At 38.9% G+C, this 24,071-nt stretch carries 20 protein-coding genes; 15 read left to right on the forward strand and 5 right to left on the reverse strand.

From position 1 onward, the window contains the following. Nucleotides 1-21 precede the first annotated feature (21 nt). The 9 genes from QZ138_RS00590 to QZ138_RS00630 all read left to right on the forward strand — a co-directional run bounded on the left by QZ138_RS00590 (nucleotide 22) and on the right by QZ138_RS00630 (nucleotide 10,390). On the forward strand, nucleotides 22-702 hold the full coding sequence (locus QZ138_RS00590) for a hypothetical protein (RefSeq protein WP_292884881.1): 681 nt from the start codon (nucleotides 22-24) through the stop codon (nucleotides 700-702). After that, complete coding sequence (locus tag QZ138_RS00595; protein WP_292884884.1) at nucleotides 699-1,229, forward strand: DUF367 family protein; 531 nt, start codon at nucleotides 699-701, stop codon at nucleotides 1,227-1,229. The genes QZ138_RS00590 and QZ138_RS00595 overlap by 4 nt, the downstream gene beginning before the upstream one ends. Before the next feature lie 141 nt (nucleotides 1,230-1,370). Further along, nucleotides 1,371-2,231, forward strand: a complete 861-nt coding sequence (locus QZ138_RS00600; protein WP_292884887.1) for a hypothetical protein — start codon at nucleotides 1,371-1,373, stop codon at nucleotides 2,229-2,231. A 336-nt stretch (nucleotides 2,232-2,567) separates the two neighbouring features. After that, nucleotides 2,568-2,714, forward strand: coding sequence for a 50S ribosomal protein L40e (locus QZ138_RS00605; RefSeq protein ID WP_116591610.1), 147 nt, complete (start codon nucleotides 2,568-2,570; stop codon nucleotides 2,712-2,714). A 79-nt stretch (nucleotides 2,715-2,793) separates the two neighbouring features. Further along, nucleotides 2,794-3,546 (forward strand): geranylgeranylglyceryl/heptaprenylglyceryl phosphate synthase, encoded by a 753-nt coding sequence (locus QZ138_RS00610; RefSeq protein ID WP_292884890.1) that lies wholly within the window; start codon nucleotides 2,794-2,796, stop codon nucleotides 3,544-3,546. A gap of 100 nt (nucleotides 3,547-3,646) precedes the next feature. Beyond that, nucleotides 3,647-4,720: a DNA double-strand break repair nuclease NurA gene (locus QZ138_RS00615; RefSeq protein ID WP_292884893.1), complete on the forward strand. Its 1,074-nt coding sequence runs from the start codon at nucleotides 3,647-3,649 to the stop codon at nucleotides 4,718-4,720. Further along, nucleotides 4,714-6,216, forward strand: coding sequence for an ATP-binding protein (locus QZ138_RS00620; RefSeq protein WP_292603402.1), 1,503 nt, complete (start codon nucleotides 4,714-4,716; stop codon nucleotides 6,214-6,216). The genes QZ138_RS00615 and QZ138_RS00620 overlap by 7 nt, the downstream gene beginning before the upstream one ends. A 188-nt stretch (nucleotides 6,217-6,404) precedes the next feature. Further along, the gene (locus QZ138_RS00625) at nucleotides 6,405-7,646 is read left to right on the forward strand and encodes an exonuclease SbcCD subunit D (protein WP_292884897.1); all 1,242 of its coding nucleotides are present in this window, start codon (nucleotides 6,405-6,407) and stop codon (nucleotides 7,644-7,646) included. Next, nucleotides 7,643-10,390, forward strand: a complete 2,748-nt coding sequence (locus tag QZ138_RS00630; protein ID WP_292884900.1) for an SMC family ATPase — start codon at nucleotides 7,643-7,645, stop codon at nucleotides 10,388-10,390. The genes QZ138_RS00625 and QZ138_RS00630 overlap by 4 nt, the downstream gene beginning before the upstream one ends. A 26-nt stretch (nucleotides 10,391-10,416) precedes the next feature. Here the strand turns inward: QZ138_RS00630 and QZ138_RS00635 are convergent, their stop codons facing one another. Beyond that, nucleotides 10,417-10,812 carry a nuclease gene (locus QZ138_RS00635; RefSeq protein ID WP_292884902.1) on the reverse strand — a complete coding sequence of 132 codons (396 nt, stop codon included), beginning with the start codon at nucleotides 10,810-10,812 and terminating at the stop codon, nucleotides 10,417-10,419. 100 nt (nucleotides 10,813-10,912) lie between these two features. Between QZ138_RS00635 and QZ138_RS00640 the strand changes: the two genes are divergently transcribed. The 3 genes from QZ138_RS00640 to QZ138_RS00650 all read left to right on the forward strand — a co-directional run bounded on the left by QZ138_RS00640 (nucleotide 10,913) and on the right by QZ138_RS00650 (nucleotide 14,124). Beyond that, nucleotides 10,913-12,193 (forward strand): Mur ligase family protein, encoded by a 1,281-nt coding sequence (locus QZ138_RS00640; protein WP_292884904.1) that lies wholly within the window; start codon nucleotides 10,913-10,915, stop codon nucleotides 12,191-12,193. 69 nt (nucleotides 12,194-12,262) lie between these two features. Next, a complete protein-coding gene (locus QZ138_RS00645) occupies nucleotides 12,263-13,447 on the forward strand; it encodes a hypothetical protein (protein WP_292884907.1) in 1,185 nt (394 codons plus the stop codon). Nucleotides 13,448-13,470: 23 nt separating this feature from the next. Continuing rightward, nucleotides 13,471-14,124 carry an NTP transferase domain-containing protein gene (locus QZ138_RS00650; RefSeq protein ID WP_292884910.1) on the forward strand — a complete coding sequence of 218 codons (654 nt, stop codon included), beginning with the start codon at nucleotides 13,471-13,473 and terminating at the stop codon, nucleotides 14,122-14,124. Here the strand turns inward: QZ138_RS00650 and QZ138_RS00655 are convergent. The 3 genes from QZ138_RS00655 to QZ138_RS00665 are packed head-to-tail and all read right to left on the reverse strand — an operon-like array spanning nucleotide 14,116 to nucleotide 18,497. Further along, the gene (locus QZ138_RS00655) at nucleotides 14,116-14,793 is read right to left on the reverse strand and encodes a DUF169 domain-containing protein (protein WP_292884941.1); all 678 of its coding nucleotides are present in this window, start codon (nucleotides 14,791-14,793) and stop codon (nucleotides 14,116-14,118) included. The two genes, QZ138_RS00650 and QZ138_RS00655, sit on opposite strands and share 9 nt — an antisense overlap. A 25-nt stretch (nucleotides 14,794-14,818) precedes the next feature. Continuing rightward, nucleotides 14,819-16,048: a PD-(D/E)XK nuclease family protein gene (locus QZ138_RS00660; protein WP_292884944.1), complete on the reverse strand. Its 1,230-nt coding sequence runs from the start codon at nucleotides 16,046-16,048 to the stop codon at nucleotides 14,819-14,821. A 10-nt stretch (nucleotides 16,049-16,058) separates the two neighbouring features. Beyond that, a complete protein-coding gene (locus QZ138_RS00665; protein WP_292884947.1) occupies nucleotides 16,059-18,497 on the reverse strand; it encodes a DEAD/DEAH box helicase in 2,439 nt (812 codons plus the stop codon). 352 nt (nucleotides 18,498-18,849) lie between these two features. Between QZ138_RS00665 and QZ138_RS00670 the strand changes: the two genes are divergently transcribed. Then, nucleotides 18,850-21,708, forward strand: a complete 2,859-nt coding sequence (locus QZ138_RS00670; protein WP_292884950.1) for a DEAD/DEAH box helicase — start codon at nucleotides 18,850-18,852, stop codon at nucleotides 21,706-21,708. Here the strand turns inward: QZ138_RS00670 and QZ138_RS00675 are convergent. After that, on the reverse strand, nucleotides 21,705-22,853 hold the full coding sequence (locus QZ138_RS00675) for an aldo/keto reductase (protein WP_292884953.1): 1,149 nt from the start codon (nucleotides 22,851-22,853) through the stop codon (nucleotides 21,705-21,707). The genes QZ138_RS00670 and QZ138_RS00675 overlap by 4 nt on opposite strands. Before the next feature lie 161 nt (nucleotides 22,854-23,014). Between QZ138_RS00675 and hypA the strand changes: the two genes are divergently transcribed. Together hypA and hypB are read left to right on the forward strand one after the other, a co-directional pair. Beyond that, nucleotides 23,015-23,392 (forward strand): hydrogenase maturation nickel metallochaperone HypA, encoded by a 378-nt coding sequence (gene hypA / locus QZ138_RS00680; RefSeq protein ID WP_292603426.1) that lies wholly within the window; start codon nucleotides 23,015-23,017, stop codon nucleotides 23,390-23,392. An 18-nt stretch (nucleotides 23,393-23,410) separates the two neighbouring features. Beyond that, nucleotides 23,411-24,061 (forward strand): hydrogenase nickel incorporation protein HypB, encoded by a 651-nt coding sequence (gene hypB / locus QZ138_RS00685; protein ID WP_292884956.1) that lies wholly within the window; start codon nucleotides 23,411-23,413, stop codon nucleotides 24,059-24,061. Nucleotides 24,062-24,071 lie beyond the last annotated feature (10 nt).

Genomic DNA, 24,071 nt, shown 5'->3' on the forward strand with positions numbered 1-24,071 from the left:
GATATAATAGGAGTATTTTCAATGGAAAATAAAAATATAATTATAATTGCAGTAGTAGTTGTAATAATTGCTATTTTGGGAGTTATATTTGCCACTGGAATATTGAACGGTGGCGAAAAGACAGCCGGAGTTACCACTCCATTCAAAACAGAATTTATGGAAGGTACTTTTGCTGGAAATGTTAGCTTAGAAAACGATAGTGAAAAATTCATGCATTCATACGAGGACAAGGAAAACAAGATAACATATAACATATCCACTGTTGACGATTCGGATGCCCTAATGGACATCTATTACCTCCAGGGTGTGATGAACCCTGAAAAACGCAGCTTCAATGGAAATGACTGGAATATCTACTTCACTCAGGCAGTTCAAGGAAACGATTCAAATTCATCAGATAAGCCGATGAACATTATCATCTGCCAATCACAAGGTGAAAAACAGGGATATCTGATCTATATGATTATTGACGCCAAATCCAAAGTGAATGCAACACTCAATACATATGGTGAATCCTACACAGGCTTTGTCGAACCGCTGCTTAAAAGCATTACCTTAAAGGAAAGCAAAAACGTTCCTAAAATCTATGAGGAATTCGGATTGACAAAGGATCAGTTTAATCAGCAAATGGATCTGGTTAAGCAGTATAAGGCGGGAAACACTTCTGTCTTACAACAACAGCAAGAGGCTGCAGCTGAATGAGGATTACAGTTTTTCATGCAAATGAGTGCGACAAGAAAAAGTGCACAGCAATAAAACTGGCCAAAATGGGGAAATGCCGACTAGTTGAAAATATCAACAAGATTCCCTCAGGTGCAATCGTACTCAATCCATATGCTGAAAAGGCTGTATCCTATGAAGACTACAGATATGTTCAAAGGAGAGGAATTGTAGGGCTTGACTGCTCATGGAATGATGTGTCAAGTTCTAAAAAATTCTTTTCACTTTCAAAATACCACCGATCATTGCCTTTTTTGATTGCAACAAACCCCGTAAACTATGGAAAGGCATGTATCCTATCCACGGTTGAGGCAATCAGCGCCACACTATACATCACTCGCTTTAAGGAGGAAGCTATCGATTTGATGGACGGATATAAGTGGGGCCATACATTCATTGAGCTTAACCATGACCTGCTTGAGGCATACAGTGAAGCCGACACCAGTGCGGAGGTCGTCAGGGTTCAAAATGAATTTTTAGCCGAGAAAGGCATCAATTCAAATGAATGAATTTTTCTGATTTTCAATCGTCATTTTTATTTTTTCATGAAATTTGTATAAACTTCTTTTTGAAAGTTTTTGTTTTGTATTAACTTTTAAATAATTTGAAATTTATAACTACAATTACACAGATTATTCGGAGTTTTTAATATGAATAAGAAAATTTTATCCATACTATTCTTATTGGCATTATTCTGCGCAGTCGCACATGTGAGTGCGGCTGAGATTTCTGATGATGCGGTCGCTTCCGACAGCTCAGAAAATATCACTCTCAAAGGAAATGCCAATGAAGATATAGAATTAAGTGAAGGTGCAAGTGATGTTTTAGCCAATGGAACTGGAGATGATTCTTCAACCAACACAACTCCGGCTCCTGTCGTTGAAAAGTCAACAGCAGTCATCAAGGCATTAAAAGCTAAAGTCGCTTATAAAAAGAGCACCAAATGGAAAATCAAATTGGTGGATTCCAAGAAAAATCCTATTGCAAAGACAAAGATTCTTTTAAAAATCTACACCGGTAAAAAATTCAAGAAGGTTTCAGTATGGACAAATGCCAAGGGCATTGCAACCTACAATACCAAATCGCTGAAAGCGGGTAATCATAAGGTCGTGACAAGCCTGGCAAATGACACATATAATTTCAAGGCGGTTTCAACATCAATCAAAGTGGTCAAACAGACACCGCTGAAGATATTTGCCAAAAAGACCACCATGAAGGAAGGTGCGCTTCTTACAATTCTGGTTATGAACAAGAAAAACAAAAAGCTTGTTAATGGGGTAAAACTCAAATTGCTGATCTACACTGGCAAAAAGTACAAAACCGTAACCCTAAAAACCAAAACATTCAATAAACTTAAGGGAATGGCAGGTTATGCAACTAACCAGTTGAGTGTAGGTACCCATAAGGTTAAAATAATCCCGACCGATTTCAAGTATAGCGGTTCCAAGAAAACCAGCATGACCATCAAGAAAAGCGCCAAAAAGACTGGTGCAATGTCAATAAAATTATAATGGAATGAAATAGTGATTGGGGTTACGATTGGAGTTCTAGTGGTTCTTCAAGTGGCGGTGGAGACAGTATTGCAGGTGGTTCTGCAAGCAGTTCCAGTCGCTTTGATTTCAATTAAAAATATAATGGGAGATTTAAATTATTTTAAATCTCTATTTTTTTTTATTTTTCAGATTAAATTTGCAATAATATTTTTAAGAAATCCATTTTTTCCTTATTTTAACTCATTTTTACTAAACCTTTAAATACTATTAAATCAAAATAATTAATTAATAGTTATGTATAGCATAACAATTTAGTTTTATTCAATTTTCACGATTATTAAGGAGGAGTTATTAATGGCAAGATTTGAAGAAGCAGAAAACAGAATGTTCAATGTTAAAATCTGCTTAAAATGTAATGCTCGTAACCCTGCTGGTGCTACAACCTGTAGAAAATGCGGTTACAAAGGATTAAGATTCAAAGCAAAAGAACAAAGAGGATAAACATATTCTCTTTAATTCTTACTATTTTTTTCTAAAACATTAAATATTATTTTATACAAAACTATTTTTAGGTATTCTTATGAAAGACGTTGAAAATTATATTAGAGATATTCTGAAAACAAGAAAACTTCATTTTACTTTAATCGATCCTGACGAACAGACTCCGGAGGAGGCCTTGGACATTGCCACTCAGGCAATTGAGGGAGGCAGTGATGGAATCATGATTGGAGGCTCCACTGTCAACGGCGATGATGTGGACAACACCTGTAAGATCCTGTCAGAAAACATTGCGGTTCCAATTATCATTTTCCCTGGAAACACAAGCAGTGTGAGCAGTTATGCCGATGCAATATTTTACATGAGCTTTGTAAACTCAAGAAACTCATACTGGATTAACGGCGCTCAGGCATTGGCCGCACCTGCCGTTAAGGCTTCAGGAATGGAAATATTGCCTATGCATTACATGGTGATTTCACCTGGAGGAACAGTCGGATGGGTTGGAGACGCCAATCTGGTTCCTAGAAACAAGCCTAAAATACCTGCAGTCTATGCGATGTCTGCAGAACTTTTCGGCATCAAGTTCTTCTATCTTGAAGCCGGCTCAGGTGCACAAGAACCTGTTCCTGCCGAAATGGTTGCATACTCAAAAAAGGCAGCTCCTAAAAACATTCTGGTTGTCGGAGGAGGAATCCGTGACGGCAAGGCAGCATATATGGCAGCAAAGGCTGGCGGAGACATCATCGTTACCGGAACCGTTGTGGAAGAAGTTGACGATGTCAAATCCAAAATTCAAGAAATTACCGGAGCCATCCTGAAGGCTTCAAAAGAGTAGTTCCACTGCTCTTATTAAACTTTTTTTTCTTTGATTAGTTTTCAAATGCTCTCTCATTTGATTTAAATAATTTAATGGTTATATTAATACTTGTGATATTATGTTGAATTCATTGTATGAAAAGGCCATCGCCAAAAGAGGATTTCATATCGATATCGAACCGACAGCTGATATCGAATCCCAGTTGGAACATAAATGGTTTGACAGGACAATCGGTGAAAGCAAAGCCGACTTTTCGATTGCAGCAGGAGACGGAAGCTTCAACAAGAAGAAATTCCTCACCACCAATTTCTGTGCTGTTGGAGCAGAGTCCATAATTTACGATGGCGAGATTAAAAAGATTGACGATTCGGACATTTTCGACATTGCGCATGTCTCATTTCTCGATGAGCTTTTAAGCAATTACATGGCAATATATGAGCTTAAATGTGCCCTGAGAACTCTGAATGATTATGACGTTGACTATTACATGTTTGACGGCTCCATTCTCGGAGACCTGCAGAATGCATTTCCAAGAGGGGCGAAACTACCTTCAAAGCTTAAGGAAAACCTCGATGATTCATTATTGGAGGAGTTTCGCTCAAGGCTTAAGGTCAGGCATTACGGACTGCTGTTTCCGGATATCCGGGACGGCTTCAAGCTGATGGAGATGCCCAAAAGCGATGATACAAACATCCTCAATGAGACAAACCTTCATCTGGCGTCAGTTGAAAAGATCATTCTTTTATATGAGATTCTGCAGTTCAGAAAAAGAATCATTTCAATCTCCAAGACCTCATCGGACAATGACCTCTTTCATTGGAACATTCCGGACATTGCATTTCTTGACAAGTTCACAAAAAAGCAGGGAATGACATTCATAAAGTACAGGCAGGTTCACGATAATGCTGCATTTCCATATTTCAATGACTTTTTCAAGAGTCTGACATTTACGGTATTTTATGTTCGCCTGCAGGACAACAAGAATGTATTGAAGGTTGAACTGCCTTACAGGGCAACAAAGGAAGAGGTTTTTGAAATAATAAGAAAGATAAACGTATTGTCTGTCCAGGGTTATCCTTACCTTTTGAACAAGGCCCACAATGACGTGGTGATAACCGACAGGAACATGAAGGAATTGATGAAAATAGCTAAGATTTACGAGACAACAAACAGGGAAGTGATGTCATGGTAGTGGGAATCTGCGTAGGAGAAACTAATTTAAACGAAGTAACATTCATCTCAAATGAAATGCCACAGGTTGGCCAATATGTAACAATTGAATATGACGGAAAAAAGGTATTGGGAATGGTTGAAAATCTGGTCAGGGGAAACGATGCGCTGAATGTGGACATAAACGACTTCAAGGCAATCCAGAAAATCTCCAGGATTGGTGTTGAGGACAACTACATCAGGGGCAAGGTCAAAATCCTCGGAGACGTCAATGACGACTTGAGGATTCCAAGAACACCCGTGCTTCCAGGAACAGAAATCAATCTCGCAGATGCGGACATGCTCAATGAAATATTCAAGGTGAAAAATCCGATAAGGCTCGGAACACTGGTCAACCAGAATGACGTTGAGGTCAATGTCGATGCAAACCCGATACTCTCAAGGCACATGGCGATTCTTGCTATGACCGGAGCGGGAAAGTCAAACACAGTATCCGTACTGATAGACCAGCTTCTCTCATACAACGTGCCCGTGTTTGTATTTGACATGCACGGCGAGTATAAGGGAGCCGAATTTCCAAACGGCAATGTCAATGTGATAAGGCCTAAAATCAACCCTACCTACATGTCTTTTCTTGAAATCAAAAAACTCGTAAACATTCCGGCAAACGCATATCTTCAGGAGCGCTATTTCAGAAAGGCATTCAGGGAGGCTAAAAAGCAGGTTGAAGATGGAACAACCCAGGAAAAGAACTTTCTGCAGCTGATGTACAATATTCTTGAAGATGAATCTCTCGATGAAGAATCAGACAAAAGGATAGTGGATGTCATGAACAAGATCGACGATTCCATGGACAAGTACTCAAACCTGTTCGACCAGTATACTGGCAACATACTGTCCAGCATCAAAAAGGCCCATGTGAATGTCCTTGATTTGTCCCAGGTTGACGAATATGTTGCAAGCGTGCTTGTAAGCCATATCCTGAGAAATTCACTTAACCGCTCCAAAAAGGCGGCCCACAGTGGAAACAGGGACGAGCTGCTTGAAAACTCTGTATTCTATATTCTTGAAGAGGCTCATATTCTGGCTCCAAACAAGCGCGACAGCGATTCCAAACGCTGGATTCAAAGGGTTGCAAGAGAAGGGCGTAAGTTCGGATTGGGCCTGTGTCTTGTAAGCCAGTCCCCGAAAACGGTTGACCATGATGCCCTCTCACAGATGAACAACATGATTATATTGAGGCTTGTCGAGCCTGAAGACCAGAGGCATGTCCAGTCAGCAAGCGAAAGCCTTTCACAGGACTTGATCAATCAGCTTCCATCCTTGAATGTTGGGGAGGCCATCGTATTGGGCTTGATGTCTAAAGTGCCTACTCTCGTTAAGATTGACAAATTCCAGGGCAGAACTCATGGTGATGACATGGATATCGTGTCTTTCTTTAAGGATTCTCTTAAAAAGGAAGCTGAAGAGATTGAAAGGCAGGAAGATGAGCTGATGGATATGGGGTATGATTACTAATCATATTCTTTTCTTACTTTTTTTAAAATTTTAATATTGATTTTTACACTCTCATATCAATATTGATTAGTTTTCAAATGCTCTCTTGGCAAACTATTAAATAATAGTTGAGAATATACTATTACACATTAAATGCTTGAAATAGTGTTTAAATTGGTTATATACATAAAATAAAAGAAGGTAATATAATGAAATTTGCACATTTGGCAGACACTCATTTAGGTTACCGTCAATACGGATTGTTTGAACGGGAAAAGGACTTTTATGAAGTGTTTGATAAGGTTATTGACAAAATAATTGAAGAAAAAGTAGATTTTGTAATACATAGTGGCGACTTATTTGAAACCGCAAGACCTTCACCTATGGCGCTTCTGACCTTTCAAAAAGGTTTACTTAAGCTGAAAGGTGCGGGAATTCCTATGTATGCAATAGCAGGAAACCATGATGTGGTGATGAGAAAAGGCTCCATACCTCCACATGTTATTTTTAAGAAGATGGGACTTAAGGTCATAAGCACTATCAATCCCACCTATATGCACGGAGACATATTTATAGCTGGCCTTCCTTACTATCCGGCATCACACGGAAAGGCTCTGAAGAGCAAGCTGGCCGATTTGTCCAAAAAGGCAGGCAATCATGAAAAGTCAATTCTGGTTCTTCACCAGGGAATCGACAAATATTTCAGCATCAATTATGAATTGGAGATTGGCGAGATACCTGATAACTTCGATTATTACGCCCTCGGTCATATTCACAAATATATCAATGATGCTTACGGTAAAGGAAGACTTGTTTATCCGGGTTCTGCTGAAATCTGGAAGACATCCGAATTGCCTGATTATAAGAAGAACGGAAAGGGCTTTGTTGTGGTTGATTTTGACGGTTCAAAGCCTGTCGTCAAGAGGGTCACTGTCGATGTTCCACGTGAATTCATCGAAAAAACCATTGAATATAACGATTTGGAAAGCGGCATTGCAAGCATCAAGGAAATCATCAAGGGATTTGACAAAAAGCCGATATTAAAAATAACCATCAGGGATGTTGAATCTGATACCAGCAGAGTATATGAAATCATAAAAGAGGAGCTGGGGGATTTGGCTTTGATGATAAGGCCTACCTTTGTAATGGCCGGTGAGGAGATTGAGCTTATTGAAGTGGAATCCAAAAGATTGGGTCCGGAACAGCTTCTGGAAAGTCAGCTTGAAGGATATGGCAACAGCGAGGTCACAACCCTTGCCGTCGATTTGTATCACCTGCTTTCAAAGGAAAAGCTAGATGAGTCACAGGAGCTGATCAATCAGTACTTCGATGACCATTATGCCAATGAAGTTGAAGATTCCGAATTCAGGACTGAAGAGCTGCAAATCGAAAGACCTCCAAGGAAAAAAGATGATGTGCAGGTAACATTTGGAAAGGAGGTTGAAGAATGATTTTCACAAGATTAAAATTAAACAATTTCAAATCACACGAGCATACCGTAATTACTTTTGATAAGGGAATTAGCGTAATTGTAGGTGAAAACGGTGCGGGAAAATCAACAATCCTTGAAGCGATAAGCTTCGCCCTATTCAAACAGCACACAGCCAAAAAGATTGATGATCTGGTTAGAAACAATGCAAATTCCATGTCCATAGAACTGGAATTCACTTCCAATAACAGGGATTACAAGATTGTTCGCGAGAAAAAATCCTCCTTGAAATCATCCCTGTTCAAAAGGACCTCCTCAGAAGGGGGATATGTGCATGTCTGTACCGGAGATAAGGAAGTTGCCAGTGAAATTCGCCAAATCCTGGATATCGATTCAGACCTCTTCCTCAATGCAATCTATATCAGGCAGGGGGAAATTGCAGAATTGGTTGACAAGACTCCTGCTGAGAAAAAACAGCTGATTGGAAAATTGCTGGGAATAAACTCTTTGGAAAAGGCATGGAAGAATTTATTGCCTTTCATAACCGATTATGAATCTCAACTTGCCGAGCTTAAAGGTAAGCTCTATAATTCCGAAGAGCTGATGGAAAATTATAACAAGAAAAAGGATGAACTGGAAAGCCTTAAGGATAGGGGCCATGAACTCGAAGAGCAGATTGATGAAGTCGATGGATTGCTCAAAGATATTTCTGAAAGCAAACGTAATATGGAGCGTGAAAAGGAAATCTACGAAACACAAATAAACAATTTGGAAATTGAAGAAAAAACATTCGCCAAATTGGAAGATGAAAAGCGTGTTGTTCAAGAGGAATTGGATAAAATCCGTGAAGCTGAAGAGGAAATCGACAGATTGGAAAAATTCGTTTCCAAACTTGATGTTTATCTTGACTTTGAAAAATCGGTTACAAGCATTCAAAAACTGAAAGAGGACGAGAACGAAATTGAAGATAAATTGGATTCAATTGCCGAGCAAAAGGAAATCGTTTCCACCAAAAAAGAAGGATATAATAATTATCTTTCATCCGATGTGGAAATAAACAGGTTGTCTGACCAAAAGAATAACCTTGAAAAGGAATTGGCTACAATGGCCAAGCTTGAAAAGGATAAGAAGGAATTGTTGAAAAGCATAGAGGATGAAAGGAATGACATCGACAAGTTCTTCTCAAAATCAAAGGATAATCTGGATGATTATGGATTGGACCAGGATATATTGGCCAAGATAGATGATTTTAACCATCTTGAAAGTTCCACTAATGATTTCATCAATGAGACTTCCGAAAAAATTGATGAATTGGGCAAGGAAATCATCGCAAAAAATGAGGATATCGTTGTATACAATCAGAATATCAAGGCATGCCAGAAACCTTTGGATGATCTGGAAGGAATCGACAACAAATGTCCTGTTTGCCAGTCAGATATCAGTTCCTATAAGAAAACCGAATTGACAAAGCATTACACTGATGAGATTAATGAAAACAAAAAACTTATTGCCCAAAATGAAGAGGCTGTTCGTCTGTTGAACAAGAACAAGAACAGTTTTGAAGAGAAGCTTCAAAAACTCACGGAATTGTCCAAAAGCATCATTGAGTACAGGCAGAAATTTGAGCATCTTCAAAATGAACTTATCAGATTGAACAAGATGGATGAGGACTTGGAAGGTAAGGAGTACATTAGCAATAAGCTCGGCGAGCTCATTCTGCTCATTGCCACTAAAAAGGAAGAACGTGAATCATTCAAAGAGGATCATGATTCCTACATTCAATCCAAGGGAGCCCTGGAAGTTTTAGGCAGTGAAACTGAAATCCAATACAAGTTGAAGCAGGTTCAAAATGAAATTGACAATCATGTCACCAACATTAAATTGGCCATAAATCAGGACCCTCATTTAAGTGGGGACATGGGTCCTAATGAACTTAAAAGTCGTATTGAGGATTTAAAGAAGAAAAATGAAGAATTCAACCAATTGAAAGGTTTTGTTCAAAATAAAAATTCATTCATGACTCGATTGGATTCCATTAAAGAGGATATCGGTGTTTCAATCAATCAAAAGGACATCATTGAAAACAAAATCAATGCATCACTATACGATGAGGAAAAATACGAACAAATCCTCTATAATTTTGAACGCTATGAAAGAAGAAAAAACACTTTCAATGAAGAGCTTTTCGAGATTAAAGGAAGGGCAAAGGAATCAATTGTAAGTCTTCAGGATTTGACTGACAAGATTAAGATGGCATCCCAGTTCAGACAGGAATATGATAACATAGATGAGTATATAGGCATCCTTAAGCATATCCGTGAGCTGTACAGCCGTGGAGGTATTCAAAAGGATTTAAGAAATATCTCACGTCCGGCCATACAGAAACACACCAAGGAATACTTCAAGGAGTTCAATTTCAACTACTCTGATTTGACAATTGATGATGATTATGAAGTGACCGTTTATGGTCCTGAAGGGGAATCATCAATGAGCATGGTCAGCGGTGGTGAAAAGATTGCCATTGCACTTGCATTGAGATTGGGTATTACTCAGGCAATGGCCAATGGTGAATTGGACACCATTTTATTGGATGAGCCTACAATTCATTTGGACGCTTCAAGAAAGCACGAACTGATCAATCTGTTAAAGGAGATGTCTTCACTTCCTCAAATGATTATAGTAACTCACGAAGCCCAGCTTGAAAATGCTGCTGAAAATCTGATAAAAGTCGAAAAAGAGAATGGTATTTCAAAAGTAATAATGTAGTCGCATTATTACCTTTTACTTTTTTTTTACATAGTTTGCGGAGCGTCTTTAATTGAGTCCAGAATGCAGTTTGCATTCCAGCCTACAATGGTTGCGGCACGCTCTTCCAATATTTCTGGAACTTCTTCCAGCCCGTATGGTCTTACAAGAACGATTGGAATGTCATATTTTTCGCTTGCATCCAACAAATCGTGGAACACTTCCTTATTGTCATTGTAGAGGCCTGCCAACATGATGATTCTGTCTACCTTATTGTAAAAGTTTTCGCCGGCTGTAGCATATGAACCTGATATTGATTCCTTCCATCTGAAATCAACTTTTGAGTATAGCTTTTCTGTAAATTGGCCGTATTCATTGTTTTTGTCAAAACCGTTAGTGATAATTAGATTGTAAATTTTCTCATCACGTTCATCTTCAAACATGTCAATCACCTTGCTTTAATTTTTATTTTCATATATTATAAAAATATTTATTAATTCTAAAATTTAAGATTATATTAGAACAGTAAAGGAATTATTTTATATGAAAGCGGCAGTAATTGGATTAGGTGTGGAAGGAAAAAAGGCTGTGAACTCCCTTTTAAAACATGGTTGGGAAGTTTATGCCACTGATTTGAATATTGATGTTGATTTGTCCGGTTTGGATTTGCCGATGTTGTCAATGAATATGATTGAGGATAAGGAGACCGTTTCAATTGTAGGGGATAACATCACAGTTGATTTGGGATTTACCAATTCCTATGCAATTGAAAATTGTGATGCAATAGCCATCAGTCCCAGCATGTTTGGAGGAGCATTTGCCGAAAGGCTGCTTGAAGACGGAGAGCTTTTAAGCGATGTAATCACAAAACACAGGGATATCTTCACAATTGGAATAACCGGAACCAACGGAAAGACCACTACTGTGCACATGCTGAAAAACATTTTGGAAGATGCCGGCAAGAAAATATTGGTTGGCGGAAACGGTGGAGGAGGCTTTTCAGGCTATTATGATTTGATCCTTGAGGCTCAGGAGGGGGATTATGACATTCTGCTTGTTGAAGTATGTGACATGACACTTGATTTTGCCAATTATTGCTTTGACTTTGATATGGTCGGATTGACCAATATAGGCAATGACCATATGGACGTTCACAAAACCATTGCCAACTATAAGAATTCCCTAGTCAGGTTTTTTTCAGACAAGACAATTTTCATTGCATTCGATCAGGATTTCAAGGCAGACTTTAAGGGAGCCGCCAAAACAGCAATTCCTTATTTTGCATATCAGGATGAACTGCAGCTGGTAGGTAAATTCAATTTGCTGAATGCAGGCCTTGCAACCGCAATTTGCCGTGAGCTCAAGGTTCCAAAGGATGTTATCAAAACAACACTTGCCGATTTCAAGGCTGTTGAAGGCAGATTGGATGTCTATAAAATCAATGATGCCGATGTTTATGTGGGAAAAACTGATAATTCCGATGCGCTGGCTTCAGTTTTAGGCGAAAAAAACTTTTATGCGCTATTCATTGGCACCCCTAGACATAATGAAACCCACAGATTGGATATACTGGACGTTGCAGTAAAATATAATCCTGAAGTCATTGTACTGTTTCCTGGATTGGATGATACATTGGACATCGCAATTTACAGGCTCAATTCTCTGGGTTATATGGGCAATATTATAACTGTAAATACGCTTGACCAGATAATAGAATTGGTTGCCGAGTATTCTCATGAAGAGGCGATTCTTATAGGCGGCAACGGTCAAGATGTAATTATTGAAATTCAAGATAGGATTAAACAAATTTCAGAAAAATTATAACTCGTGTAATAACCTTTTTATAATAGATAGTGTATAATTATATATGTATTATTATTTTAGGTGTATTATATGAGTAATGGTTGGAGAAAAATTTCTATTGCAATATTTGTAGCACTAATTGCCTTATGTGCAGTACTTGCATTTTTTGGTTCTGCTAGTGCTAATTATACTGCAGATTCCATAGTTAAGGATTATAGTCTTCCAATCGGCCAATCAATGTTTGAAAATCAATCAATTACTGGTACTACCAATCCGGTTGATGTTCCTTTAGTCAGTAATTTTGCATTTTTATCCCATCAGCTTCAGGCGTTTGATTTGAAGGGAATTGTATTGGCCTTATCGACAGGTGTTGTTCCGTTTGATTTCAGCACTGTTGCAGGGGGAGGTATAGATTCCTATGGTAAAGTTGTTGATGTTGATGGTCCGGGGTTTTTAACTTTTGCTGGGGACAAGTTAGTTGTAAAATCACCGGATAATTATGTGTGGGCTTATAGTGCACCATACAAATGGTTGAAGAAAACTTCATCCGGTGTTGACGTTTATGAGGATGGTAAAAAAGTAAAATCTGTTCCTGCGGCAGATATTAAGAATTTAGAATATAAAAATGACTATTATAATGCTTCCACAATTGTAGATTGGTATAATTATGATGCTCAAGATGGTTCCATATTCACTTTAGAAAAAGGAATGGTTGGCTTTTCAGACGGAAGAAACAATATCAGTTCAAGTGATGTGCCTAAAATATTCGGTCAGGAAATGGTGGATTATGCTTCTGAATATCCAACAGGTTCACCAATCTTATTATATTCAGGTAATTATACTGCACAAGATGGGGAAGCTTACGGTACTGAGTTAGGTTCTCACCCTGAATATGGTGATTCTGTCAGGGAAATAAATGCAAGACAGTTTGTGGATGCATGGAATGGTACCGTCATTCCGCCTCAATCCTCTTCAAGTGGTAAGGATTATGTGTACTTCGAATCTGCCAGTGATGCTAAGGCTCCTGGTGGAAGTGCAGCACACGGTGTATGCCCATCTGCAAGAGCTTTAAGGGCAGCAGTTACTTCTGAAGGATTTGACCTTCCAGTCGGTATGTGCTGGGATGAGGATGCAGTATTGTTCGGATATAATCCTGCACAGGACATTACCGTATACAATAATCATACCTATCCTGTCAAAATCAAAATGTGGACTGAAGGTGAAGGTACCGGAATGAACATTTATGCCCAAATCGAAAGATATGTTCCTAAATGAACATGTCTTCAATTTTCTTTTTTATGTCTGTTTCTACAATAATTACTGCTGCCGGAAAGAATTCCAGAATGAGAAATGATCAGATTTCCCGTGGCATCGAATTAACAAACAAGCTTATTTTACCTTTCAATGATAAGACTGTCATAGAGACCACAATTGACAATGCACTTTCATTAAATATAGATGAATGTATTGTGGTAGTTGGTCATTATGCTAGTGAAATAAAGCAAGCTATTTTTGAGAATTATAAAGATGATGTGAAATTCATTGAAAATAATCCCGTTGATGTAGGTTTGTCAACATCATTGTATAATGGTTTGTCAAACATCACTTCCGATTTTGCGTTATGCATTACGGCAGACCAGCCGACAGTTCTGCCTGAAACATTTGAAAAAATGATAAAGATAAGCCAGACATCACATAATCCATACAGGACAATATCCATTTTGCGCAGAAGAAAAACAGGATGGCTTGATACTGCCGAAGGCCTTGGAATGCCTTTTGTGGCACCGCGCGAAAACCTTATGGGATATCTGAAAAATGAGGATGATAACCTGAATCCCATTTTGAGAAAAATGTTTGATGATGGGTATGCCTTTTATGGAATAAAAGAAAAAAATGAAAAAGAGTTGTTAAATATCAATCATTATGATGATTATCTAAAACTCCTAGATTGAATCAAGACCTGAAATTACTTCTTCTATTTTGGCCTTGCTGATTCCGACGGTCATCTCGTTGTCTTTAATGTCTGCCGCTTTTCTGGAACCGTCACAGCCTAATGTGAAATTCACTCCATCGGAAAGATACGGATTTGAAAATGCGTCTCCGCATAATGATTGGATACCTGCAAATGATGGTGTAATCTTTTCACCGGTTTTATAGACGATGCTTTGTGCAAGTTTCATTCCGCCTACAGGTTCGGTTATGATTTGGATTACATCAGCCTCGAAATCTGCTTCGTCCAAAGGTGAATAAATAATTCCCCAGCTGATGTCTTTAATGATTGAAAGTTTGCCGGTTAATTTTTTGGCGGTTTCCAAATCCTGGAATCTGCCTAATGAAAAGTATTTTTCACCGTTTGCCAATTTTTCAGGCATGTCCCTAAGCCCAATTGCTCCTGCTCCGCCTAAACACATTTGTTGGTCGATAGTTGAGTAGAATTTCTTTCCGAGGGATGCTTTTCTTACCATTTCGCAATGTCTGATTTTTTCATCGATTAAATCAATGCCTTCAGGAAGGTCATCTTCTGTTTTAATCAGTTTCATTGCAACAGGTTTTGCATCAAGCTTGATTTTGCTTTCAATAGCTTCGCAATATTTTTTGTTTATCTCTAAATTATCAGTCATACAATCACCTTAATTAATTATTAGTTCATGGAATTTTAATATCTTTTGTTTTAACACTGTTATTTTTACAGAATGTTCTAAAATCACATGCATTGCATGTTCTCTCATCAGAATCAGCTTTCCATGCTTCCTGAATCTTGCAACCTTTTATTTCTTTAATTAGAGAGCTTTCAATTTTAAAAACAACATTGTCAAATTTATTAAGTGAATCCTCAATCTCTTCATTGTTAATATTGATTATGCGTATTGACCTTGCAATCTTGAACTCATCGCTTAGATTTGGCGCCTTGTCGTCTTCCGTCCAGTTCATAATCAAATCAACATCATCTGCGAATTTGGCATAGTCTATTGCATTGTCTGTCAGGTCATGTGCGATTTCGTCCTGAATCAAAACAAGGTCCTCCTTAGATGGGACAAGCTCATTTAAATAGAAGATTATTCCCGCAAAAATCGGTTTTGCATCTTCCTGCTGGCTTCTAAGCCAGGAATATGTCAGGATTTGCTGCTTATGATTTTCCCAGGGGTTGTTGAATTTGTTGTCGCTCTTTTCGGGAGGCCTTTTCATTCCCTTGTAGTCGATTATGATTTCGTATTCGTCGCTTTCTGAATGGGAAATCTTTTGGCGAAATTCAGGGTCTTTTTTAAGAAATTCAATGATTTTATTGTTGTAGTTGTCCAGATTGCTTTGACTGATGTTCCTGTTGATTTTCATGGAGCTCAATACATCCACAACACCATTGATTCCATAATAATTTGATCGGCTAATCTTTTCGTCATAATTCGGCATGTTCCTGATGCCCTTTATCAGAAGTTCAGTGGAATCAATCAGGGGAAAGAGATGAGGTCCCCAAACATTAATGGCCCTTTCAGCCCTTGCACTGGCCAGTTTTTTATGGTCATGCTCGTTTAAATCCTCAAATCTTAGTTCGCTGTTTAACAGACTGTAAAACAGGTCTTCATCATAAGGATAAAGCCCGTCCACTTGAAGCCTTATGTCAATCATGTCTTCTATCGGGCGGATGTCATTTTTCCAGTTCCACGGAAATTGCTTCTTGTCGGAATCCCATTGAAGATATGCCTCTTCCATCACTCCATGAATGAACTCTCCAAACCATCTCTGAACCGGTTTTGAAGGTGGGAGGGTTCCCTTGTTCTGGTATCTGTATTGCAGATTGCATGTTAAAAATGACAGCAAATCTCCGGTTAGGCTGTATTCCGGAATCATGTATGACTTTGATCTTGACGGTAATTTCATTTTTTATCTCCTATATCAGGTAAATCTCATTAAATCCAATATATTTTTCATCTCTGCTCCATCCGAGTGCAACATTTGGAATGTTGAAGTGCTTCTTTTTATGAGGATATCCTTCGATTGCGGAGTTTAGCCCAACCAGCAGCAGAACGCTTTCCGCCCTTGAAAATGCAACGAAATAAAGGCGGGTCAAGTCATCGAATGACCTGTCCTTTTCGCTTCTTTCGGACTCTCCAAGTTCACTGAACTGCCTTATGCTGTCCTCGATTGTAATGTTTTTAGGCGGCTTTTTTGGAAATCTCAATTTCTGTGTTTTTATGTTGTTGTCCCTGAATTTGGAGCCAACATCCACAATGACCAGCGGAAATTCCAGTCCCTTTGACTGATGAATCGATAATATGTTCACTCTGTCGTCTGGAAGGGTTTCAAGAAGGGACTCGTCAATCTGTATTCCTCCGGTTGCAAGAGGTATAAATATGTTCCATATGGCTTCAAGAATGGATTCCTTCTCGGCCTGCCTGTTTGCAAATGATATGTGTGAGTAATACTTGCTGAAAAATCCAGTTTGTGTAATTGATTTGGTAATCGCTTCCAGGTAAACTATTCCTTCGGCATCCTCCTGCAGCTCTTCAATCCATGTGATGAGCTTATATGCAAGTTCCATCAGGCTGGCCTTTTTGGGCCAGTATTTTGTTCCTCTAGGCACCCTATTCTGCCAGTATAATACAAACTGGCTTAGATTTATAGGCTCATGCGGTTCGGGATTAAGTTTGACATATTCCCTTGCCCTCACTCTCCATCTAGTCATTGTAACTTTCGCCAGATTCGGGATGGTCTTGTCGCTCAGCTGGATTTTGCCTTCAGGGTCTATGCACTCAAGTATCAGTCCGCAGAATATCTCAACAATTTCGACCTTTTGAAGCTCGATTCCCCTTGGATTGAACACTTCAATCGGTTTTCTTTGCTTTTTGAGATTTCTTCTAAGATAATACAATAATGAATTGTTGCCGAATTGCTTTTCCTTTGGGGAATAGGACAGTATTGCAATGTCGGACGCTGAACCTGACTCGCTGTCCAATTTAAGGGTCAGTCTTTCAATATGTTTTCCTTCCCTTTCCCGCTCGGCATTGAGCTGCTGCAATCTTGCAATATCTATATCGCCATCGACCTGCTTGAAATATTCCTCATCAAGCACCTTCAGGACTTTTGGCCTGACTTCGCCTTCGTTGATCAGTTTTGCAATAAGGTTGGACAGTGACTTTGAAAGCATTTCAACATTGTTTCTAAACATTCCAAGAACAGGCATCCGGTCCTTGTCAAAATCGGGAGCTATGATTTTTGGCTTGTTCTTAACCCTTGCCATCTGGTATTCGTCATCTATTTCAACAAACTGGTTGCAGTGATTGATGATGTTTTCCGTTGAGCGGTAGTTTGTTTTCAGATTAATTTCCAAAACGTCAATGCCCAGTTTGTCCCTGACCCTTTGCTTGTAGTTGGTGAACAGATCCACTGTCGCTCCTCTGAACCTGTAAAGGGACTGGTCATCATCGCCTACAACGGTAATGTTTCCGTTATTCTTCAATGCTGATTGGGCAATGGTGAAGTAGATGTCTTCCTGAATCAGGTTTGTGTCCTGGTATTCATCCACCAAAACGATTCTGATGGTATCGAGAAACATGTCAAGCCTGTTTTCCTTAAGCAATTTCAGGAATCTGGATTCAAGCATTGCGAAGTCCATGGTGTTTCTTCTAATCAGTATGTTTTCATACTCCTGTATGCAGTCGAGGATTAGGGTCATGCCCCTGTCGTTTTCATATTCCTCGTATAATCTGTCCATATCGATCTGGTCATGGAAAATCCTGTCCTTGATTTCAAGCAGTATTCCGCTCATCTTTGACGGTTCATCCAGTTTTTCCTTGCCGGTCAGTCTTTTGAGGCATTCTTTTAAGTTCTCGTCCTTGTATCTTTCATTTTCGCTGAGTATCTTTATCATAGCTGAGTTTGAAACGAAGTTTTCAATTATGATTGGATGGTTTGTACCGGGTTCCTTGTGCTGCCTCATGATCTCTTCGGCCAGCTTGTCGGTTGTGCCGACCTGAATCTGATTGAAATCAATTCTGGCTATCTTTTCAAAGATTTCAAAATCATCCGATCCGTCAATGATATGGTTTTTGATTTCATCTCCCCATCCCAAAATCCTTGAATATAATTCTTCAGCGGCCTTTTTGGTGAATGTTGTTGCCAATATTTCATTTGGATTGATGTCATCGACAAAAATGAATTTCAGTATTTTCAGCACCATTACGGTGGTTTTGCCGCTTCCGGGGCCTGCAACTAAGAACAGTGATTGGTTTGGTTGAGAGAAGATTGCATTTTTCTGGTCTTCGTTTGAAGAGATGTCCCTTTCAAGAACATTAACTACAATTTCTTCAAATTCTTCATTTGAAATCATTTTTTTCCCTCATCTTAATATAATTTAATTTATGCACTGTTATCATTTATAAAGTAATTGAGAGAGCATTTGCAAACTAATCGGCTCAGATTGATTTTTCAAAAAAAAACATTTATTTATGTTGAAGACATATGTTAAATCATGGGAGTAAGTATCTTCCATAATATGCATAGGTTAGGACCATCGGTTCCTAACTTATTCTTTTAGAATATTATCTTAATTTTCGAATTATTTCTTAAATCTTTTAAAGTCAAAATATTACTTTTCAAATGCTCTCTGATTAATCTTTTATATTGCCATGATTAAAAATATAATTTAATAATGTAATTGGAACTGAAATTTGGCTGATATTATGTCTGATGTGGAAAATATTGATATGTTTAAAAATGATGTGAGATACAGGGAAAATATTGCCCATATCGAGACAATACCTGCTAAAAAGGCAAGTTTCAAAAAAGTGGATAATTTAAATGAAAGGATTATTGATTATCTTTCATCAAAGCAGGTAAAGCTATACAAACACCAGGCAGACACATATGAAGCAATTAAGGATGGCGAAAACGTAATCATCACAACCCCTACCGCTTCAGGCAAGACATTGGCATTCAATCTGCCGATAATGGAGACAATGATTGAGGACAGCGATGCCACTGCGCTTTATATTTATCCTGCAAAGGCACTTTCCAACGACCAGCTGCATGTTCTCGAGGGCCTTGAAAATGAACTGGACATTAAAATCCGCCCAAGAACCTATGACGGGGACACTCCAAGGGATGACAAAAGGGGGATTCGTGAAAAATCAAGAATCGTTTTGACCAATCCGTATCAGCTGCATCTGATATTGTCATGGCATCACCAGTGGTCAAGATTCTATAAAAACCTGAGATACATAGTCATTGACGAATCACATTACTATAAGGGCGTATTCGGTTCCAATGTGGCATTTCTGATTAAAAGACTGAAGAGGATAGCCAATTTTTACGGTTCATATCCTCAATTTATTTTATCTTCGGCAACCCTTGCAAACCCTCTGGAGCTGGCAAACAGACTTACAGGCGAAGAGTTTGTTCTTGTCGACAATGACTCCTCCCCGAGCGGCGAAAAGGATTTCATCTTATACAACCCGTTCAAGAATTATATGAGAAAAAAGGTCAACACTCAAAATGCCCCTTCGGTGCATATGGAAACGGAAAACATATTCATGTACATGATGCTTAAAAACATCCAGACATTATGTTTCACCGTTTCAAGAAAAACCACCGAACTGATTGCAATGTGGGCCAAAAAGGACATGACCCAGATTAAAGGACAGCTGGCCCATAGGATTGCGGCTTACCGTGCAGGATATCAGGCGGCTGAAAGGCGTGAGATTGAAGAGGGCCTCAAAAGCGGAAAATACTTGGGTGTGACATGTACCAATGCACTTGAACTGGGAATAAATATAGGGTCCCTTGATGCGGTCATCATTTCAGGATATCCCGGCACCATGATTTCCACATGGCAGCAGGCCGGAAGGGCTGGAAGAAGCAATCAGAAATCTCTTGCATTATTGATTGCCTTTGAAAACCAGCTTGACCAGTATTTCATGAACAATCCGAAGTTCTTTTTCGACAAGCCTCATGAAAACGCCATTATCGATTTGACTAATCCGATTCTTCAGGAAGCCCACCTTTTATGCGCAGCCAAGGAACTTCCTCTTCAAAGGGGAGAGGCGGAAAAATACTTCGACATTTCACAGGACGTGATAGACGAGCTGGTCTTAAGGAAGGATTTGCATGAAAACCATAAGGGTGATTTCATATATCCATATGATGACCATCCCGCAATGGACCATTCCCTTGACCAGATTTCCTCTGAAGAGTTCAAGGTAATGAACAATGGAGCATTGCTTGAAACCATGGAACGTTCACAGGTTTATCGCGAAGCCCATGAAGGCGCCATCCTAATTAACAAGGGAGATACCTATGTTGTAAATAGCGTTAACCTGAAAAACGGTTTTGTCAACGTTTCAAAGGAAGCCGTCGATTATCATACAATGGTTTTAAACCAGACAGAAATCAGTATCAAAAAGAAATTGTCAAAAACCAAATACGGCAGGCTGACCATACATTTCGGTGAGCTGACTGTAAGCGAAGATTACTTCAAATATAAAAAGATGCAGTTTTCAAAGGCAATAGGAACCTATCCTCTTGAATTGCCACCTTTGAAATTCAATACCAAGGGATTATGGTTTACAATACCAAAACAGGTAAAGGACACTCTAGAAGACATGTTTCCAAATGAGGAGGAAGTGTTTGCTGGAGGCCTTCACGGGGCTGAACACGCATTGATCGGACTCTTTCCACTGCATACCATGTGCGACAGGTTCGACATTGGAGGCTTGTCCACCAATTACCACGAGGATACTCAAGAGGCAACAATATTTATCTATGACGGTTATGAAGGAGGAATAGGAATCTGTGAAAAGGCTGTTGAGGTCTTTGTTGAGCTTTTGAATTCAACTATTGACTTATTGAATAATTGCCAATGCCAAAGCGGATGTCCTGCCTGCATATATTCCCCTAAATGCGGAAACGATAACAAGCCACTGCACAAAAACGCAACAAAGTATATCCTGGAATACATGTCCAAACTGATATCAAAGGATGATGAGGAAGTGGAAGGCGAGATAATCATTGAAAACGAGGTAATTCCGGATGAGTTTGATGAGGCTTATGAATTGTATGAAAAAGGGGATTATTCCTCATCAAAGGATGTCTTGAACAGTATCCTGGCCAATGACAAGAAACACTCAAGGGCGCTTGCACTTATGGCTCAGATATTATATGAACAGGACCAAAAGGATATCGCATTGCTTTTTACCAGAAAGGCATTGTCCTGTGACAGGTCAAATCTGATGGCCAACGAGCTTGAGGTATTGCTTACAAGCAAGCCTCAAAAGCAGGAGGTCGAATTAAGCTCCCTGGATGATATTGACACATTATATGAGGAAGCCTATGATTTGTATGAGCAGGGGGACCTTGCAACATCATCTGAAATATTGGAAAAGCTCCTTGATTTTGATGATAAACACTCGGAAGCCCTTGCACTGATGGGACTTATTTATTATCAATCAGGAATGTTTCCAAAAGCCATTGAGTATTATAAGAGGGCTTCAAAAATAAATAAGAATGGTGAAATGGTTCGTGAATTGAAGATGAGGGTGGCCTAAGGAGAGCCTGCATAAGGTGTAAATCCTTGCTCGAAATGTTCACATGCTTTTTCAAGCTCTTCAGGAATGTCAATGTGTTGGGTACAGTAGTCAAGACAGGTTCCGCAAAATGTGCAGTCCTCTGCTGAGACCTTTTCGTCAGCCAACTTATCGAAATACAGCCTGTAGATATTTGACTCCGGACGGTTTTTGCTGAGGTTATATAAGTTGAAGTATTCAGGAATCGGAATCATTTCAGGACAGGCATCAACGCAATATCCGCATTCGCTGCATGGCACAGCAACGCTTGAATTGAGCTTGTCTGCCATTTTTTCTAAAAATTCGTTTTCTTCACTTGTCAGAGGTTTGAAGTTCTCGTAGGTATCGCAATTGTCAAGCAGATCATCCATTTTGCTCATGCCGCTCAATACCATTTTAACATGTTCAAGTGAAGCGCAGAATCTTATTGCAAAGCTGGCTATTGACTTGTCGGGATTGAACTCCTTGAAATCCTTTCTGATTTCATCATTCGGGTTTACGATGACTCCGCCTTTCAACGGTTCCATTACATAAACGTCAAGCCCATGTTCAACGCATAGGTCATAGCATTTGTGAGCTTCAATGGCAGGGTCTTCCCAATCAAGATAATTCAGCTCCAATTGGACGACATCCAGCATGTCTCCATATTTGTCCAGAACCTCTTCAAGCAGGCTTGCATGGTCATGGAAGCTGAAACCGATTTTTTTGGCAGTTCCGTTTTCCTTCATCTTTTTGATATATTCAAATGCATTGTGTGTTTCGGCCAGTTTGAACCATGGCGTATTGATGTTGTGTATGAAAAACACGTCGAAATAATCTATGTTCAACCTTTCAAGCATTTCATTTACAAATTTTTCATTGTCTTTCTCATCAGTCAATGCCCATGTTGGCATTTTGTCGCAAATCTGGTAGGATTCTCGAGGATATCTGTCAACCACAGCTTTTCTAATGGCTATCTCGCTTGTGCCATTGTGATAGGCATAGGATGTATCGAAGTAGTTGAATCCCTTTTCCATATAGATGTCAACCATCTGATTGAACAGTTCCTGGTCAATTGATGTGGGGTCCTTTTCATCGGTTAACGGAAGCCTCATGCATCCAAAGCCGAATTTTGATTTGTAAGTCATAATACTATCTCCTTTGGGTAATATTTTTATAGGTATTAAATATATAAATGTTGTTTGACTCAACAGTTTAAGTATTACTTAAATAATGTTGCCATATTAAATAGTTTTATATGTAAACAAAACTAAACTTAAAATATTAATGTTTGTAGAGGAGTATTAAAATGCACGAATTATCAATGGCTCAGGGCATTATCAATGCAGTTCTTGAAACTGCCGAGGCAAATAATGCAACTGAAGTTAATGAAGTCACCGTTGAAGTTGGAAGATTAGCAATGATCAATCCTGAACAGTTGGAGTTTATTTTAGGTGTTCTGATTGAGAATACAATAATGGAAGATGCAAAGATAGTCTTTGAGGAAATTCCCGCAGAAATTGAATGTAATGATTGCAAATTCCATGGTGAAGCCATACTTGATGACAGTGATCATTATGCTCCGCTTGTAAAATGTCCTGAATGTGACAGCTTAAGCGTAGAAACCTTAAACGGCAAGGACATTGTTGTTAAAAATATTGTCATAGAAAAGCCAGATGACGCTTAAATTAATTGAGGTGAAATTATGCACCAGGTAGCTGATGTGGAAGTAGCAAAAAATATTATGGATGCTAATAAGAGATTAGCTGATAAAAACTTAAAAAATCTAGAGGAAAAGGACATATTCTGTGTTGATTTTGTAGGAGCGATTGGTTCCGGTAAAACAACACTTATTGAAGAAATTATTGATAATACTGATTATAAAATTGGTGTTTTGGCAGGAGATGTAATCTCCAAATTCGATGCAGGACGTATAGAAAAGCATGATGTTCCTGTAGTTGGCCTAAACACAGGTAAGGAATGTCACCTTGATGCACACTTGGTCGGCCATGGCCTTGAAGACTTGCCGTTGGATGACCTTGACATGGTAATCATTGAAAATGTGGGTAACTTGATTTGTCCTGTGGACTTTGAATTGGGTTCCCATTTAAGAATAGTCGTCGTTAGTGTTACTGAAGGTGACGACACTGTAGAAAAACATCCAATCATTTTCCAGACATCAGATGTTGTTGTAATAAACAAGGTTGACCTTGCAGATGCAGTTGGCGCTGATGCAGATAAGATGGTTGCCGATGCTAAAAAATTAAACCCAAATGTTAATGTAATCAAATCAAGCCTTAAACAGGGCAGCGGATTAGACGAAATCATTAAAGTCATTGAAGAAGCTATGAACTAATCAAGTTAAT

It is taken from the genome of Methanobrevibacter sp. UBA212, from assembly GCF_905233225.1.
Classification (GTDB): Archaea; Methanobacteriota; Methanobacteria; order Methanobacteriales; family Methanobacteriaceae; genus Methanocatella.

What these genes read in the sequence shown, in the direction of transcription:
- QZ138_RS00590 (WP_292884881.1), top strand. Translation starts at nt 22, where the DNA reads ATGGAAAATAAAAATATAATTATAATTGCAGTAGTAGTTGTAATAATT.
- QZ138_RS00595 (WP_292884884.1), top strand. Translation starts at nt 699, where the DNA reads ATGAGGATTACAGTTTTTCATGCAAATGAGTGCGACAAGAAAAAGTGC.
- QZ138_RS00600 (WP_292884887.1), top strand. Translation starts at nt 1,371, where the DNA reads ATGAATAAGAAAATTTTATCCATACTATTCTTATTGGCATTATTCTGC.
- QZ138_RS00605 (WP_116591610.1), top strand. Translation starts at nt 2,568, where the DNA reads ATGGCAAGATTTGAAGAAGCAGAAAACAGAATGTTCAATGTTAAAATC.
- QZ138_RS00610 (WP_292884890.1), top strand. Translation starts at nt 2,794, where the DNA reads ATGAAAGACGTTGAAAATTATATTAGAGATATTCTGAAAACAAGAAAA.
- QZ138_RS00615 (WP_292884893.1), top strand. Translation starts at nt 3,647, where the DNA reads ATGTTGAATTCATTGTATGAAAAGGCCATCGCCAAAAGAGGATTTCAT.
- QZ138_RS00620 (WP_292603402.1), top strand. Translation starts at nt 4,714, where the DNA reads ATGGTAGTGGGAATCTGCGTAGGAGAAACTAATTTAAACGAAGTAACA.
- QZ138_RS00625 (WP_292884897.1), top strand. Translation starts at nt 6,405, where the DNA reads ATGAAATTTGCACATTTGGCAGACACTCATTTAGGTTACCGTCAATAC.
- QZ138_RS00630 (WP_292884900.1), top strand. Translation starts at nt 7,643, where the DNA reads ATGATTTTCACAAGATTAAAATTAAACAATTTCAAATCACACGAGCAT.
- QZ138_RS00635 (WP_292884902.1), bottom strand. Translation starts at nt 10,812, where the DNA reads ATGTTTGAAGATGAACGTGATGAGAAAATTTACAATCTAATTATCACT.
- QZ138_RS00640 (WP_292884904.1), top strand. Translation starts at nt 10,913, where the DNA reads ATGAAAGCGGCAGTAATTGGATTAGGTGTGGAAGGAAAAAAGGCTGTG.
- QZ138_RS00645 (WP_292884907.1), top strand. Translation starts at nt 12,263, where the DNA reads ATGAGTAATGGTTGGAGAAAAATTTCTATTGCAATATTTGTAGCACTA.
- QZ138_RS00650 (WP_292884910.1), top strand. Translation starts at nt 13,471, where the DNA reads ATGTCTGTTTCTACAATAATTACTGCTGCCGGAAAGAATTCCAGAATG.
- QZ138_RS00655 (WP_292884941.1), bottom strand. Translation starts at nt 14,793, where the DNA reads ATGACTGATAATTTAGAGATAAACAAAAAATATTGCGAAGCTATTGAA.
- QZ138_RS00660 (WP_292884944.1), bottom strand. Translation starts at nt 16,048, where the DNA reads ATGAAATTACCGTCAAGATCAAAGTCATACATGATTCCGGAATACAGC.
- QZ138_RS00665 (WP_292884947.1), bottom strand. Translation starts at nt 18,497, where the DNA reads ATGATTTCAAATGAAGAATTTGAAGAAATTGTAGTTAATGTTCTTGAA.
- QZ138_RS00670 (WP_292884950.1), top strand. Translation starts at nt 18,850, where the DNA reads ATGTCTGATGTGGAAAATATTGATATGTTTAAAAATGATGTGAGATAC.
- QZ138_RS00675 (WP_292884953.1), bottom strand. Translation starts at nt 22,853, where the DNA reads ATGACTTACAAATCAAAATTCGGCTTTGGATGCATGAGGCTTCCGTTA.
- hypA (WP_292603426.1), top strand. Translation starts at nt 23,015, where the DNA reads ATGCACGAATTATCAATGGCTCAGGGCATTATCAATGCAGTTCTTGAA.
- hypB (WP_292884956.1), top strand. Translation starts at nt 23,411, where the DNA reads ATGCACCAGGTAGCTGATGTGGAAGTAGCAAAAAATATTATGGATGCT.